Consider the following 12,740-nt stretch of genomic DNA (forward strand, 5'->3'; position numbering starts at 1 on the left):
AACGGCTTTAAAGTTTCGTGCCATCGGGGATTCGAACCCCGGGCCTCCACTTCCGGAGAGTGGCGCGCTTCCACTGCGCTAATGGCACACGATGGCTTAAGAGCCGCGTTCAGTTCATGAACAGCCCACGACCGGCAAACAAAACGCCTGTGTTTACCTCATAAAAAGCACACGATACGCCCCAGCCTGTCGTTCCATTTTAAACGATGCAGGTTGATTTTGCAACGCAGGAAACATGCAACACAAGAGGCATCTTTGCAACACATAAGATGTCTTTGCAACGCAGGAGGTATCTTTGCAACACAAGAGATGTCTTTGCGACGTAAGAGGCATCTTTGCAACACATAAGATGTCTTTGCAACGCAGGAGGTATCTTTGCAACACAAGAGATGTCTTTGCGACGTAGGAGGCCTGCAACACAAGAGATGTCCTTGCAACGCAGAAAGCGTCTGTGCAATGCAGAAGGCGTTAACTTCTATTTCCGAGCGTCCAGCTTCCAAGCTGCACGAACGATCGTGGCGGCGCCCGGCGCAAGCATAAGGAGGCAAGAACGTGCAAAGGAATCGGGATTGCGGAAATACGTAAAAAGCAGAAAGGCAACCACAATGCCAAAATAGATGAAAAAGCCTTTTTTCGCTTCGGTCGGATCTTCTTCTATAACAAAGTATGAAGCATACGTGGCGACAAGGGTAATGCTCAGCAAGATACAGGCGAGGACAGGCGGAACCGGCTGTGAAAAACAAACAAACACTAAAACAGCACAAAAGGCGACTGCCATTATTTTACTCCAATGTTTCATTTCAACGTCCTTTCCGAAGAGAAAGTCCTCAACAACACAGCCTTCCAAAGGAAGATGCCCTCATTAACCTGAGGAAGATACCTTCAGTCCCTGCACCCTCTTTCCGAAGAGAGCGCCTCTTTCCTTCAAACCGATTGCCCTTATTTCTCATCCAACACCACATCAACATCGATCGGCCTTATGCCTCATCCAATACTACATGCTCCACTTTCGGTTCTTTCCCCTTTGTCAGCGTAAGAACGGCACAGCTTGGTGCGCCATCATAGGGACGGCTCGGTGAACCGGGATTGATCGCCCAAATGTTGTTGATTTTTTCCACAGCAAAGCGATGCGTGTGTCCGTAAAGGACAATGTCAGCAAGCTGTTTTCGCGCATGATGAACCAGCGGCAGGCGATCAAAATGTACGCCGTAACGGTGACCGTGCGTAAGGAGAAGCGAAAAGCCTTCCACAAAAAGCGTATACTCCCACGGTGCCGGCGAACCCCAATCATTGTTGCCGCGAACGCCGAGAACAACGCGTCCGAGCATCTGCTGCATCTCTTCGGCATCCCAGGCATGGTCACCCATATGAAGAATACGGTCAATGCCGGGCGTATTGCGGATATAGGAGAGAATGGCCTGCAAGTCGCCATGTGTATCCGAGACCAACAAAAGACGTTCCGTCATAGCGAATCCCCCGGCTCTTCCTTTGCCAGCCGGTCAAGCAGCGCACGATATGCACGCGAACGATGGGAAAGATGGTTCTTTTCCTCGTCCGACATTTCCGCCAAGGTTCGCCCCTCCTCCGGAACATAGAATACCGGATCATAACCGAAGCCGTTGGTTCCGCGCGGCACGTCCAGAATTCGTCCGTCCAGAACCCCCTCCACGGTCTCGGTAATGCCGTTTCGGCAAAGCGCAATCACCGTCTTAAAATGTGCGCTGCGATTGGCCCATGCTACGCCCTGCATCTCGCCAAGCAACTTGTCTACATTATCCTGATACGTAGCATGCGGACCGGCGTATCGTGCCGCATAAATGCCCGGCCGCCCCTCCAGAGCATCCACAAAAAGCCCCGTGTCATCGGCTAAAATCCAGTGTGCATCCGGATCTTTCCCTGCCAAAAGCAGTGCATGATACAGCCCACTCACCTTAAGAGACGCATTTTCCGCCAAGGTATTTCCCGTTTCCTCAATATCCAGATCCGAAAATCCCGCATCCGTCTTGGTTTGCACCAAAAAGCGCTCCCCCAGAAGCGCACGAAGTTCCTTCGCCTTATCCGGATTTCCGGTGGAAAGAAGAATCGTTATTTTATCATTCATCGCTGCTCCTTTTCCCTGCGCCGGCGATCCCGCCTCCCAAGCATGGATCGATGCGGAAATGGGAACGTCCTTTTCCCTGCGCCGGCGATCCCTCCGTAAGCACTCCGCCCGGGGAGTACGCACGCAAGTCCTTTTCCTTGCATAGGCGTGCCCGCCCACGTCTTATTCCTGTGAAGGTGCCAATTGCTTCAACCACTCCGCCAGCTCCTCGCCTTCCAGAAGAGGAATCGAAAGATCCAACGCCCTCTGTCGTTTTGAACCGGCCGCCTCACCCGCCAGCACCAGATCCGTTTTTTTCGAAACCGAGCCCTGCGCGCGCCCACCAGCTTCCTGAATGGTTTTCTCTATTGCGCCGCGCGTCCAGCCGGGAATCGTCCCGGTAACAACAATCTTCTTGTTTGCAAGCCAAAGCGAGTTATCCGCTTTTTTCTCAGGATAGCGCAGGACAATTCCCTGCGCAAGCAGCGCATCAATGGCTTTGGCAATGTGCTCATCATGGAAAAATTCCACAATATTGGCCGCCGTCGTCTCCCCGATGTCCGGAATGGTCATGAGCTCCTCCGCCGAGGCATGGCGCAAGGCGTCAAACGAAGCGAAATGTGCGGCCAAATCTGAGGCCGTGCGCTCACCAACTTCGGGAATGCCGAGGGCAAACAGGAAGGCGGAAAAATGTGGCTGTTTCGAAGCTTCAATGGCCGAAAGCAAATTCTTCGTTTTCTTTTCTTTGAAGTTTTCCAGTTGCAAAAGATCGTCCGCCGTAATGCGATACAAATCCGCCATCTCATGAAAGCCGAAATCCAACAACTTTTCCAGCGTTTTCTCAGAAAGTCCCTCGATATCCATCGCATTGCGGGAAGCAAAATGCACCAGGCGCGAGATGAGCTGCGGACGACAGGAAAGCGAGTTTGGACAGTAAATATGCACGCGGTCGTAAATCAGCTCCGCCCCGCATGCCGGACAGTGCGTCGGCTTGGCAATAGCTTCGGTCTTGATTTCCGGCATCTCCAACGTTTCCAGAATTTCCGGAATCACCTCGTTGGAACGACGAATCTTGACGCGTGCATTCAAGCGTACGCCTTTACGTAAAATATCATCATAGTTGTTAAGCGTCGCCCGCGAGACCTGCGCACCACCGATGTCCACAGGATCGAGCACAGCCGTGGGCGTCACCTTTCCCGTGCGTCCGACATTCCACTCCACCGCCTTCAGCGTGGTCACCACTTCCTGCGGCGGAAACTTAAACGCTATCGCCCAGCGCGGAAATTTCGCCGTAAAACCGAGCAAAGTCCGCGTACGCAGATCATTCACCTTGATCACGACGCCGTCTGTTTCCACGTCAATTTCCTCGCGCAACGTTTTGACCTCACGAATTGCGGAAAGCACTTCATCTGCATTATGGCAACGACGCAAAAAGGGATGCACCTGAAAATGGTTAGAACGCAAAAAACGGAACATTTCCTCTTCGGTGGAAAACGGCGCTCCCGCAGGCGGATCGTCCGCGCCGGATGGATCGCGTTCTGCAACGACACCCGTTCCCTTCGCACGTTCACCTTTTTCCGCATCCGCGACAAGCGCACCGTGAACAAGCTCACCGTGTTCCGTATTTTCCAAATAGCCAACCTGATAAAAAAAGGCATCCAAACGGCGAGAGGCCGCCACGGCAGGATCCAACGAGCGCAGCGCACCGGCTGCCGCATTGCGTTCGTTTTTCAACGGCTCCTCCGCTGTTTCATTATAGCGGCGCAGAGCCGAACGCGGCATAATACCTTCGCCCTGAACCTCCATCGTACCCTGAAACGGAATCTGAAGCGGCACTGTCGGAATGGTGCGCACCTGCGAAAGAATTTCTTCCCCGATCGTCCCGTTTCCACGGGAAGAGGCCATCACGAGAACCCCCTCGCGATACGTCAGATTTACCGTCAGTCCATCGAATTTGAGCTCCGCAAAATATTCCGGCTTCGGAAGCGGCGATTCAGGATGCTCCACATTATAGCGCTTTACCGCCGTTTCTACGTCGCTCATCCATTTTCGGACCTCTTCCTCGGTCTTTGTCTTTCCCAAGGAATACAAAGGAGCAAGATGACGATGCTTCGTAAATTTTTGCAAAACTTCCCCGCCGACACGCTGCGTCGGTGAGGCGGGAAGCACAACCCCGGTCTCTTTTTCCAGCGCGACAAGTTCATCATAAAGGACATCATATTCTGCGTCGCTTACCAGCGGATCATCGAGGGTGTAATAATGCACGTTCAGCTGATTGAGACGTTCCACCAGCTCCTGCATCCGTTCGGCCATCTTGGAATCCATGGCTTCCTCCTACTGTTTTTGCATGGGCGCAAGCGCCGCATTCAACCGTTTGATACCTTTTCCTTCAAAAGCAACCGTCACTTCATCGCCGTTCGGCTGCGGAACCACCGAAACCACCGTGCCGTGACCGAACTTTTTGTGCTGTACCGCATCCCCCACGCGATACACGCCGGTCAACTCCTTATCCCTGAGCTTCTGCTTCTCCCGAATCTTCTCGCGAAATGCCTGCCGTTTGCGATCGTATTCTTGTCGCAGCTTCGGATCCGCCATATTGCTTCGTCGGGCGTAATTGCGATCATAGACATTTGCCCGATCCAATACCGAAGGCATATCCTCCGTCTCAATCTTTCCCTCCAATTCCTTCAAGAAAGAAGACGGCATGGCCGCCATGGGTGTGCCGAAAACACGTCGGCTCTGCGCCTGCGATAAATAAAGGCGGCGCATTGCGCGCGTCATCGCCACATAAAGCAGACGGCGTTCCTCCTCCAGATTTCCTTCTTCCATAGAACGACGGCTGGGAAACAGTCCTTCCTCAAGGCCGACAACGAAGACCACTTCATACTCCAACCCCTTTGCAGAGTGAATGGTCAACAGATTCACGCCTTTCTCCTTTTCCTCGGTCTTATCCAGATCGGAAAGAAGCGACAGACTTTGCAAATACGCTACCAAGGACGGTTCATCTTCTTCCTCTTCATAAAGCGAAACCGCATCCAGAAATGCACCCACATTTTCCATGCGTGTCCGATCTTCAACCGTTCCGCCGGATTCCAACATGGCACGATAGCCCGTTTTTTCATAAAGATATTCCGTCCATTTGGTGAGCGGCAACTCCTCACGCATAGCATTCAAATCGGAAAGAAGATCGGAAAAAGACAACAGCTTATTCCGCTGTGCAGGAGTGAGAGAACTGAGCGCCTCTTCCTCCTGTATCGTCTGTAAAAGGGACATGCCCAGGTCAAGCGCCTCTTCACGCAGCTTTTGCAACGTCGCCTCACCGATGCCGCGCTTGGGCTGATTGACGACGCGCGCAAAAGACACATCGTCCAGCGGATTGATCAGAAGATTCATATAGGCGACCAGATCCTTAATTTCGGCACGATCATAGAATTTAAGGCCGCCAATGACACGATAAGGAATGCCTTCACGCAACAGCGCATCTTCAAAGGGACGGGATTGCGCATTCGTGCGATACAAAATGGCCATATTCTCCCAATCCACGCCGCGTTGCCGTTCCTCACGCATTTTTGCGGCAACCAGTGCTGCTTCCTCGTTTTCGCTTTGTACACAACGAAAATGAACCGCTTCCCCTTCACCGTTGGCTGTCCAGAGATTTTTAGCCTTACGCTCCTTATTATGGGCTATCAACTGGTTTGCCGCGTCCAGGATGTGCGAAGTCGAACGATAATTTTGTTCCAGCAGAATGGTGCGTGCGCCCGGAAAATCGCGTTCAAACGACAAGATATTGCGAATGTCTGCACCGCGCCAGCCATAAATGGATTGATCGGCATCGCCCACAACACAAATGGACGCCTCTTCTCCGGTCAACAGACGAATCAGCTCATATTGCGGATGATTGGTGTCTTGATATTCATCCACAAAGATATGCGTGAACGTTTTCTGATACCGTTGGCGTACTTCTTCATTCTGCAATACCGCAATGGCCTTCAGGATCAGGTCGTCAAAATCGAGCGCGTTGTTTTTCTTTTTCTCCGCTTCATAGCGCTGAAAGACGCGTGCAATCACCTTTTCGCGATCCATCGTAGCATTTTCCAGCACCTCATCCACACCGACGCCGCGATTTTTATAATCCGAAATGCGTGCCAGCACCATCTGCGGACGATAATCCTGATTGACCCGTTGCTCTTTTAAGAGCTGTTTCACCAGAGTGCGCTGATCCGCCGTATCGTAAATCGTAAAATCCGAGCCGTAGCCGAGAATGGCAATTTCCCGGCGCAATAAGCGCGCACAAATGGAGTGAAAGGTGCCCATCCACATGCCGCTCGTACTACGCCCCAAAGCGTGTTCTACACGATCACGCATCTCCTGTGCCGCTTTGTTCGTAAACGTGAAAGCAAGTACATTCCATGGCGCAACCGCCTTTTCTTCCAACAGGCGCACAATTTTTGTCGTCAGCACCCGCGTCTTGCCTGATCCGGCTCCGGCAAGTACCAGCAGTGCTCTATCTTCCGCCAACACCACTTCCCGTTGCGCACGGTTGAGGTTTTCGTATTCCATACCTTCTCCTAAATGGCGAAGCCCAGGAGGCTTTCCAGTTTATCCCAGGACGTATTAATAATGAGTTCCTCAGGGAAATCCAACTCATCCAGCAGCGTCTCGGCCAACGAAAAATCGCCAACGCCGGTGCTCATGTGTGCATCGCTGTTGACAATGATGGGCACTTCATATTCCTTACAAAGGTCGAGATAGCGACGCTGGTTCTTTTCCGCATTCCGACGGTAATTATTTTCATCCAAAGAAGAGCAGTTGACTTCCATAGCCACGTGATGCGTTTTACAGGCTTTCACCAGTGCTTCATAATCAACAATGGGATAGCGATCATCATCCGGATGACCAAGGATATTGATCTGTGGATACCGTTTCATGGCTTCCAAATACACCGGTGTAAAATCCGTCGCACGCTTTTCGCCGAAATCAAATATATTGCCATGCAACGACGCAATTACATAGTCTGTCGTTCCGAGAAGGTCTTCTTCAAAAAGATGCCCCTGCATATCGCAAAGATTCATTTCGATACCGCGCAGAATGCGTACACCCTCAAGATAGGCCGGAATGACCGTTAAATTCATCCAATACTCGGGCAATGTCGTGTGCGGCATTCCGTAGCCGTGATCGGATACCCCCAATATTTCCAGACCGTTTTTCTTCGCCTCCCGAGCGTTTTCCGTCAACGTGGAATACGCATGAACGCTGGCCAGCGTATGCGTGTGCAAATCCATCAAGGCATGCATGACCTACTCCTCTCTTTTCTAAAGTCCTAAATCGGGGTCGGCGGCAAAGTCAAGCGATGACGCACCCCGTTCCTGATACTGGTAATAGCCGGCACAGCCGATCATGGCGGCGTTATCCGTACACAGAATAGCCGGCGGAACAAAAAATCGACAATCGTGCTTCGCGCACATGGCGGAAAGGGCTTCCTGCAGTGGACGATTTGCCGCTACGCCCCCCGCAAGGCAAAAGGTTCGCATCTCGGGCATGGCTTCCAGCAAATGTTCCGCTTTCTGTACCAGCACGTCAATCACCGCCTGTTGGAACGAAGCGGCAATATCCGCCACCGGAACAGGAAGATTTTGTTGCTCACGGTGATGCACTTCATTAATTACCGCGGTTTTCAGGCCGCTGAAGCTGAACGCATAGCCGTCTTCTTTGGAAGACATCGCGCGTGGAAAAGCAAAGGCCTGCGGATTCCCCTGCTCCGCCATACGCTGGATTTTCGGTCCGCCGGGATAGCCCAGCCCCAGAACGCGCGAGACCTTGTCAAAGCTCTCTCCGGCGGCATCGTCCACGGTGGAACCGACCACTTCATAGTGCGCATAATCCTTCACTACACAGAGATATGTGTGTCCGCCCGAGACGACCAGACCGAGAAAGGGCGGTTCCAATTCCGGGTGCGCCAGATAATTGGCGCAAAGGTGCCCTTCCATGTGGTTCACGCCCACAATGGGGATATTGCGTACATAGGCCATGGCTTTGGCTGCGGAAATACCGACCAAAAGCGCACCGACCAGTCCGGGGCCGCGCGTAACCGCAATGAGGTCCAAGTCTTCCGCTCGCACATTCGCTTCATTAAGCACCGCCTCCAAAAGCGGATTGATGGCTTCCAGATGCTTGCGTGAAGCAATTTCCGGCACAACACCCCCGAAAAGCGCATGATCTTTAATTTGGGAAGAAATGATCTGCCCGAGCAGCTCGCGCCCGTCGTGCAGGACCGCTACACTCGTCTCATCACAGGAAGATTCAATGGCTAAAATGAACATGACGTTCCTCCCGATGGCATTCGCTCTCTTTCGACAGCCGACAATGCATAATCAGCGCATCGGCCATTTCTTCCGCGTAGTATTGATGCCTTTTTCCCACGACAACGAAGCCGAACGCCTGATAGAGCGCTTTTGCTGCGGTATTTCGCTCATTAACCTCTAAAAACGCCTCTTCGGCACCGTCTCTTTGCCCATCGGCAAGAAAGCGTGCAACAAGCCTCTTGCCTATGCCTCCTTTTCGGCAGTCTTCCGCGACAGCAATACGGTTAAGACTTAATTCGCCGGCTACGTCGGAGGAAAAGAAATAGCCTAAAATGCGTGCATCCGTCTCCGCCACAACGGCGGTGTTAAAAGGGTGGGCAAGTTCATTTTTCAGTTGCTGCACCGTCCACGCCTTTTGAAACGCTTCGCGTTCCAGCTGATGGATCACCGGCACGTCCTCTTCGGTCATCGGCCGAAGGTGTACCGTTTGTCTGTTTTTGACACGCATCTTTTCCTCCTTTCATTTCTTTTTTCTTTCTTCTTCCGTGAACGTCTCCCGGCGTTCACGATCCAGTTCCGCTTGTGATTTTCGTTGGTAATTGGGAACGAGATGCAGGACGTCATCGCTTTCTCCCCGCGAAAACCGTTCCACCGCAATTTGCATCATCGCGGCAATGGGCGATAATGCCGCCGGAGAGGAGAGCTGCACGCTTTCCTCCGAAGAGAACGCCTCCATCAACGCCGGATGACGTGCGATGCCTGCACCAGCCCAGCACAAAAACGGTTGTGTTTCGTCTTTTTCCCCAACCGCATCCTTTTCAGAAAGCAAAAAGGTCTGCAATTGTTCTTCGGTGTACAGGCCTTCCTTTAGAATCAACACCGGTTCATCCGCATCCATACGATAGACCGACGCGAACAGGCGATTGGCTCGTGCGTCAATAACAGGAACAAGAAGATGCGCACGATGTTCCGCCTTCGCGGCATACGCGAGTGCTTTCAGCGATGATACGCCTAAAATCGGCCGATGCGTAAACTGCGCCATGGTCTTCATCATCGTGACACCGATGCGAAGGCCGGTAAACGATCCGGGTCCGATACCTACTACAAATGCATCCGCTTCAGCGGCGGCGAAGCCGCTTTCCCGGCAGAGAGTGTCCAAGACACTCAAAAGTTCTTCCGCACGCAGGCGATCCTGTTCTACAACCGCGGTGTGCAGCGGCTTTCCCGTTTCGGCAATGGCCACTCCCGTTGCTCGCGTGGAGGTGTCTGCTCCAATCAGTCTCGCCATACGCTAACCTCCCTCGCTTCCCCTTCTTTGACGACAATCTGCACATGCACCATGCCGTGCGGAAGGTAGTCCTTCGCCTTTTCCGCCCATTCCAAAAACGTGATGGCCTCCTCCGGGTAAAAATACGTTTCGTAGTCAATATCTTCCAATTCGTTCGGGCTTTCCAGCCGATACAGATCCAGATGGTAGAGGTCCCGATTCGGTGTACGATAGTGATTTACCAGCGAAAACGTAGGTGACGATGCCGGTCGGTCGGCGCCGAGCGCCTGCGCTATCCACTGCACCACCTGTGTTTTCCCCGCACCAAGCGTTCCCTCCAACGAAACGACGTCTCCCGAACGCAATGTATGCGCAAAGCGTTCGCTCCACTCTTGCATCGCTTGTTTTGAGGCGATATACACGTATTCTCTCCTTCTTTCTTAAGCAATAAAAAGAAGGTGCCCCGCAGGGCAACCTCTTCTCTTGTACCTTTATTGTAATCGACTTACTTCGGCAGGTCTATTCTTTTTCCGAAGCGGATGCGTCGACAACGCAACCATCCCTGTACATCGTCCCCGTTTCTACCTTATGACCAGCGTTTGAGAATCGGCGAAATGCGTTTGTAGAGCAAGAACGTCACCACACTCTCCAGCAAGGTCTTGACCAGATTGAACGGAAAGACCGAAAAGAGCATCAGGGTCATGTAGTTGGTCACCAGCCCGTTGGCCGCGCCGATCTGCGTAGCCAGCACATCCAAATCCAACTGAATCGCCGCTGCATAGGCCGGAAAGATGAAGAATGTGTTGGAGATCACCGCGATACAACTCATGGCTAATGAACCGGCAATCAAACTGATGATGGCTCCCTTTTTGGTATGAGAGCGACGATATATGATGGCGGACACCAGGACAAAGGTGCTTCCCACAATGAGATTGGATAATTCCCCGACACCGACGGTTTCGGACGTAAATAATTTCAAAATATTTTTAACAAGCTGAATGAGAAAGCCCGCTACCGGACCCATGGCGAAACCGCCGATCAATCCGGGAACATCGCCAAAATCCACTTTCATAAAAGCCGGAGCAAAGGGCATTGGAATCTGAAACAGTTCCATTATTACAAAGCCCAACGCGCCCAGTGCAGCAATTTTTACCATATTGCGGACGCGCGTCGCATCCTTAAGTTGCTGTAACACCGTTCTCGGTTCCGTCCATTCGTTCATTTGTTTTGCTATCGTATGTTGTGATTGCATAATCATTCCTTTCTATATTAGGGACTATGTAATGGCTTCTGTCCGCGAAAAGAATGATATCGGTTTAACAACCTCTGCCATTATAAACGATTGGATGCTATCTGTACAGTCAAAAGCCGATAATTGTCAAAACTGTCCTTTTGAGCTCCGGAATACAGGCTTCACGGCGGAATAACGCTATGCACGGCAAGAAAATGCAATTCCTCAGCCAAGCTGCGTTTTAAAAGGAAAAAATATGGTAGACTGAATCCGATCAAGGGAGGAACAAGTATGGGTTCGATCACCTTTCAACTGATGATCATCACGATCATCTCCAAATTTACCGGATTGATTCGCGAAGTGAGCTTCGCGAAATTTTTTGGTACCGGTATGGTAACGGACATTTATGTCGTTTCCGAAAGCATTACAGCCATGGCCTTCAGCTTTCTCTTTATGTCCATCCAGACTACCTTTATCCCGATGTACAATAAAGTGTTGACCAAAAGCGGCCGCCGGGAAGCCGATCGCTTCACCGCCAATTTAACGAATACTGTGGTCGTTCTTGCCGCCATCATTGCCGGCATCGGTTTTCTGTTCATGCCGCAGATTATGCGCATCGTTGCCGCCGGCTTCGACGGCGAAAAGTTCGATCAGGCCGTTCTCTTTACGCGTATCGTCCTGTTTCGTATTCTTTTTTCGGCGCTCAACGGTGCATTCATCAGCTATTTGAACAATTACAACAACTTTTTAACCCCGGCGACGACGGGCATCATCATGAATATCGTGATGATCTTCTTTTCGTACCTGACCGCCAAGACGGGCAATCTTCAACTTCTCGCCTTTGGCAGTATTTTCGCCGTGGCGATTCAATATGCCTTTTTCCCCGGCGCCCTTCGCCGTGCAGGCTATCGACACCAGTTCCTGTTAAAGCCCAATGCGCCCGCCATCCGTGAATCGTTGGCGATCGCCATTCCGGCCATGTTTTCCATCCTGGTCAATGATCTTTCCATCATCGTGGATAAAGCCATCGCCACCTCCATTGTGCCCAACGGCGGCGCATCCGCTCTCAATTATGCCAATATGATTTTCATGATGGTGGAAGGCGTGGTTATCGTTTCCATTGTAACCGCTTCCTATCCGGGAATGTCTCGTGCCGCACAAAAAGAGGATCTACATCCGTTCAAACGCGTCATTCATCATTCTCTTGTACACGGCATGGTCTTGATTATTCCCGCTGTCGTGGGTATGATGCTCTTCGCACAGCCCATCGTGCGTCTCTTCTACGAGCGCGATCAATTCACCGCCATCTCAACTCTGATGACGACCGGCGCATTGTTCTGGTATACGCCCGGTCTCATCGGATTATTGTGTTCGCAAATTTTTATTCGTGCCTTTTATGCCCTGCATGATACCAGAACACCGCTTCTCATTTCCGCGATACAAGTTGCCGTAGATATCACTCTGAACTTCCTTTTGTCCTATTTCTTCGGGTTAAACGGCCTTGCCGCCGCCACCATGATCGGTAACCTCGTCGGTGCAATCATTATGGGATGGTTTTTGCGCAAAAAATGCGGTCGTTTTGAATTTCGTTCACTTTTCCTGTCCATCGCTAAAGTGACTGCCGCCTCTGCGCTCATGGGTATGGTTGCCTTCCTGCTCTTTCACGGCCTTCCGGTGGCAAACGAAACGATTCGCCTTCTGCTCACCATTTTGGTTGCTGCTGTCGTCTACCTTATCGTCATTCTTTTCGCACAGATCCCCGAAGTTCGCCAATTGGTCAATCAGGTCTATCATCGTTTTCAGCGTCGCAAAGCGTTGCCACGCCGGTGACCCTACCTTTAAATCTTAACTACAAAACAA

At 51.6% G+C, this 12,740-nt stretch carries 12 protein-coding genes and 1 tRNA gene; 1 reads left to right on the plus strand and 12 read right to left on the minus strand.

From position 1 onward, the window contains the following. Nucleotides 1-16 precede the first annotated feature (16 nt). The 12 genes from BN3910_RS04390 to BN3910_RS04445 all read right to left on the minus strand — a co-directional run bounded on the left by BN3910_RS04390 (nt 17) and on the right by BN3910_RS04445 (nt 10,901). A tRNA-Arg gene (locus BN3910_RS04390) sits at nt 17-88 on the minus strand. A 387-nt stretch (nt 89-475) separates the two neighbouring features. After that, on the minus strand, nt 476-799 hold the full coding sequence (locus tag BN3910_RS04395; protein WP_066924735.1) for a hypothetical protein: 324 nt from the start codon (nt 797-799) through the stop codon (nt 476-478). 178 nt (nt 800-977) lie between these two features. Next, complete coding sequence (locus BN3910_RS04400; protein ID WP_066924737.1) at nt 978-1,466, minus strand: metallophosphoesterase family protein; 489 nt, start codon at nt 1,464-1,466, stop codon at nt 978-980. Next, nucleotides 1,463-2,101 carry an RdgB/HAM1 family non-canonical purine NTP pyrophosphatase gene (gene rdgB / locus BN3910_RS04405; RefSeq protein WP_066924739.1) on the minus strand — a complete coding sequence of 213 codons (639 nt, stop codon included), beginning with the start codon at nt 2,099-2,101 and terminating at the stop codon, nt 1,463-1,465. The genes BN3910_RS04400 and rdgB overlap by 4 nt, the downstream gene beginning before the upstream one ends. A 162-nt stretch (nt 2,102-2,263) precedes the next feature. Next, nucleotides 2,264-4,405: an NAD-dependent DNA ligase LigA gene (gene ligA / locus BN3910_RS04410; protein WP_066924741.1), complete on the minus strand. Its 2,142-nt coding sequence runs from the start codon at nt 4,403-4,405 to the stop codon at nt 2,264-2,266. Nucleotides 4,406-4,414: 9 nt separating this feature from the next. Further along, nucleotides 4,415-6,640, minus strand: coding sequence for an ATP-dependent helicase (locus tag BN3910_RS04415; RefSeq protein WP_066924743.1), 2,226 nt, complete (start codon nt 6,638-6,640; stop codon nt 4,415-4,417). Nucleotides 6,641-6,648: 8 nt separating this feature from the next. Further along, on the minus strand, nt 6,649-7,374 hold the full coding sequence (locus BN3910_RS04420) for a phosphatase (RefSeq protein WP_066924745.1): 726 nt from the start codon (nt 7,372-7,374) through the stop codon (nt 6,649-6,651). An 18-nt stretch (nt 7,375-7,392) separates the two neighbouring features. Further along, nucleotides 7,393-8,400, minus strand: coding sequence for a tRNA (adenosine(37)-N6)-threonylcarbamoyltransferase complex transferase subunit TsaD (gene tsaD / locus BN3910_RS04425; RefSeq protein WP_066924747.1), 1,008 nt, complete (start codon nt 8,398-8,400; stop codon nt 7,393-7,395). Beyond that, nucleotides 8,381-8,890, minus strand: coding sequence for a ribosomal protein S18-alanine N-acetyltransferase (gene rimI, locus BN3910_RS04430; RefSeq protein ID WP_066924749.1), 510 nt, complete (start codon nt 8,888-8,890; stop codon nt 8,381-8,383). The genes tsaD and rimI overlap by 20 nt, the downstream gene beginning before the upstream one ends. Before the next feature lie 12 nt (nt 8,891-8,902). After that, nucleotides 8,903-9,670, minus strand: a complete 768-nt coding sequence (gene tsaB / locus BN3910_RS04435; protein WP_066924751.1) for a tRNA (adenosine(37)-N6)-threonylcarbamoyltransferase complex dimerization subunit type 1 TsaB — start codon at nt 9,668-9,670, stop codon at nt 8,903-8,905. Beyond that, entirely contained in the window at nt 9,658-10,071 is a 414-nt protein-coding gene (tsaE, locus tag BN3910_RS04440; protein ID WP_075967991.1) for a tRNA (adenosine(37)-N6)-threonylcarbamoyltransferase complex ATPase subunit type 1 TsaE, read from the minus strand. The genes tsaB and tsaE overlap by 13 nt, the downstream gene beginning before the upstream one ends. A 164-nt stretch (nt 10,072-10,235) precedes the next feature. Next, nucleotides 10,236-10,901, minus strand: coding sequence for an ECF transporter S component (locus BN3910_RS04445; RefSeq protein ID WP_082790301.1), 666 nt, complete (start codon nt 10,899-10,901; stop codon nt 10,236-10,238). A gap of 270 nt (nt 10,902-11,171) precedes the next feature. On the opposite strand from BN3910_RS04445, the gene murJ reads away from it, so the two are divergent. After that, on the plus strand, nt 11,172-12,710 hold the full coding sequence (murJ, locus tag BN3910_RS04450) for a murein biosynthesis integral membrane protein MurJ (protein ID WP_066924753.1): 1,539 nt from the start codon (nt 11,172-11,174) through the stop codon (nt 12,708-12,710). Nucleotides 12,711-12,740 lie beyond the last annotated feature (30 nt).

Source organism: Murdochiella massiliensis (assembly GCF_900059565.1).
Classification (GTDB): Bacteria; Bacillota; Clostridia; order Tissierellales; family Peptoniphilaceae; genus Murdochiella; species Murdochiella massiliensis.

What these genes read in the sequence shown, in the direction of transcription:
- ligA (WP_066924741.1), bottom strand. Translation starts at nt 4,405, where the DNA reads ATGGATTCCAAGATGGCCGAACGGATGCAGGAGCTGGTGGAACGTCTC.
- rdgB (WP_066924739.1), bottom strand. Translation starts at nt 2,101, where the DNA reads ATGAATGATAAAATAACGATTCTTCTTTCCACCGGAAATCCGGATAAG.
- tsaB (WP_066924751.1), bottom strand. Translation starts at nt 9,670, where the DNA reads ATGGCGAGACTGATTGGAGCAGACACCTCCACGCGAGCAACGGGAGTG.
- BN3910_RS04400 (WP_066924737.1), bottom strand. Translation starts at nt 1,466, where the DNA reads ATGACGGAACGTCTTTTGTTGGTCTCGGATACACATGGCGACTTGCAG.
- murJ (WP_066924753.1), top strand. Translation starts at nt 11,172, where the DNA reads ATGGGTTCGATCACCTTTCAACTGATGATCATCACGATCATCTCCAAA.
- BN3910_RS04445 (WP_082790301.1), bottom strand. Translation starts at nt 10,901, where the DNA reads ATGCAATCACAACATACGATAGCAAAACAAATGAACGAATGGACGGAA.
- BN3910_RS04420 (WP_066924745.1), bottom strand. Translation starts at nt 7,374, where the DNA reads ATGCATGCCTTGATGGATTTGCACACGCATACGCTGGCCAGCGTTCAT.
- BN3910_RS04415 (WP_066924743.1), bottom strand. Translation starts at nt 6,640, where the DNA reads ATGGAATACGAAAACCTCAACCGTGCGCAACGGGAAGTGGTGTTGGCG.
- tsaD (WP_066924747.1), bottom strand. Translation starts at nt 8,400, where the DNA reads ATGTTCATTTTAGCCATTGAATCTTCCTGTGATGAGACGAGTGTAGCG.
- rimI (WP_066924749.1), bottom strand. Translation starts at nt 8,890, where the DNA reads ATGCGTGTCAAAAACAGACAAACGGTACACCTTCGGCCGATGACCGAA.
- BN3910_RS04395 (WP_066924735.1), bottom strand. Translation starts at nt 799, where the DNA reads ATGAAACATTGGAGTAAAATAATGGCAGTCGCCTTTTGTGCTGTTTTA.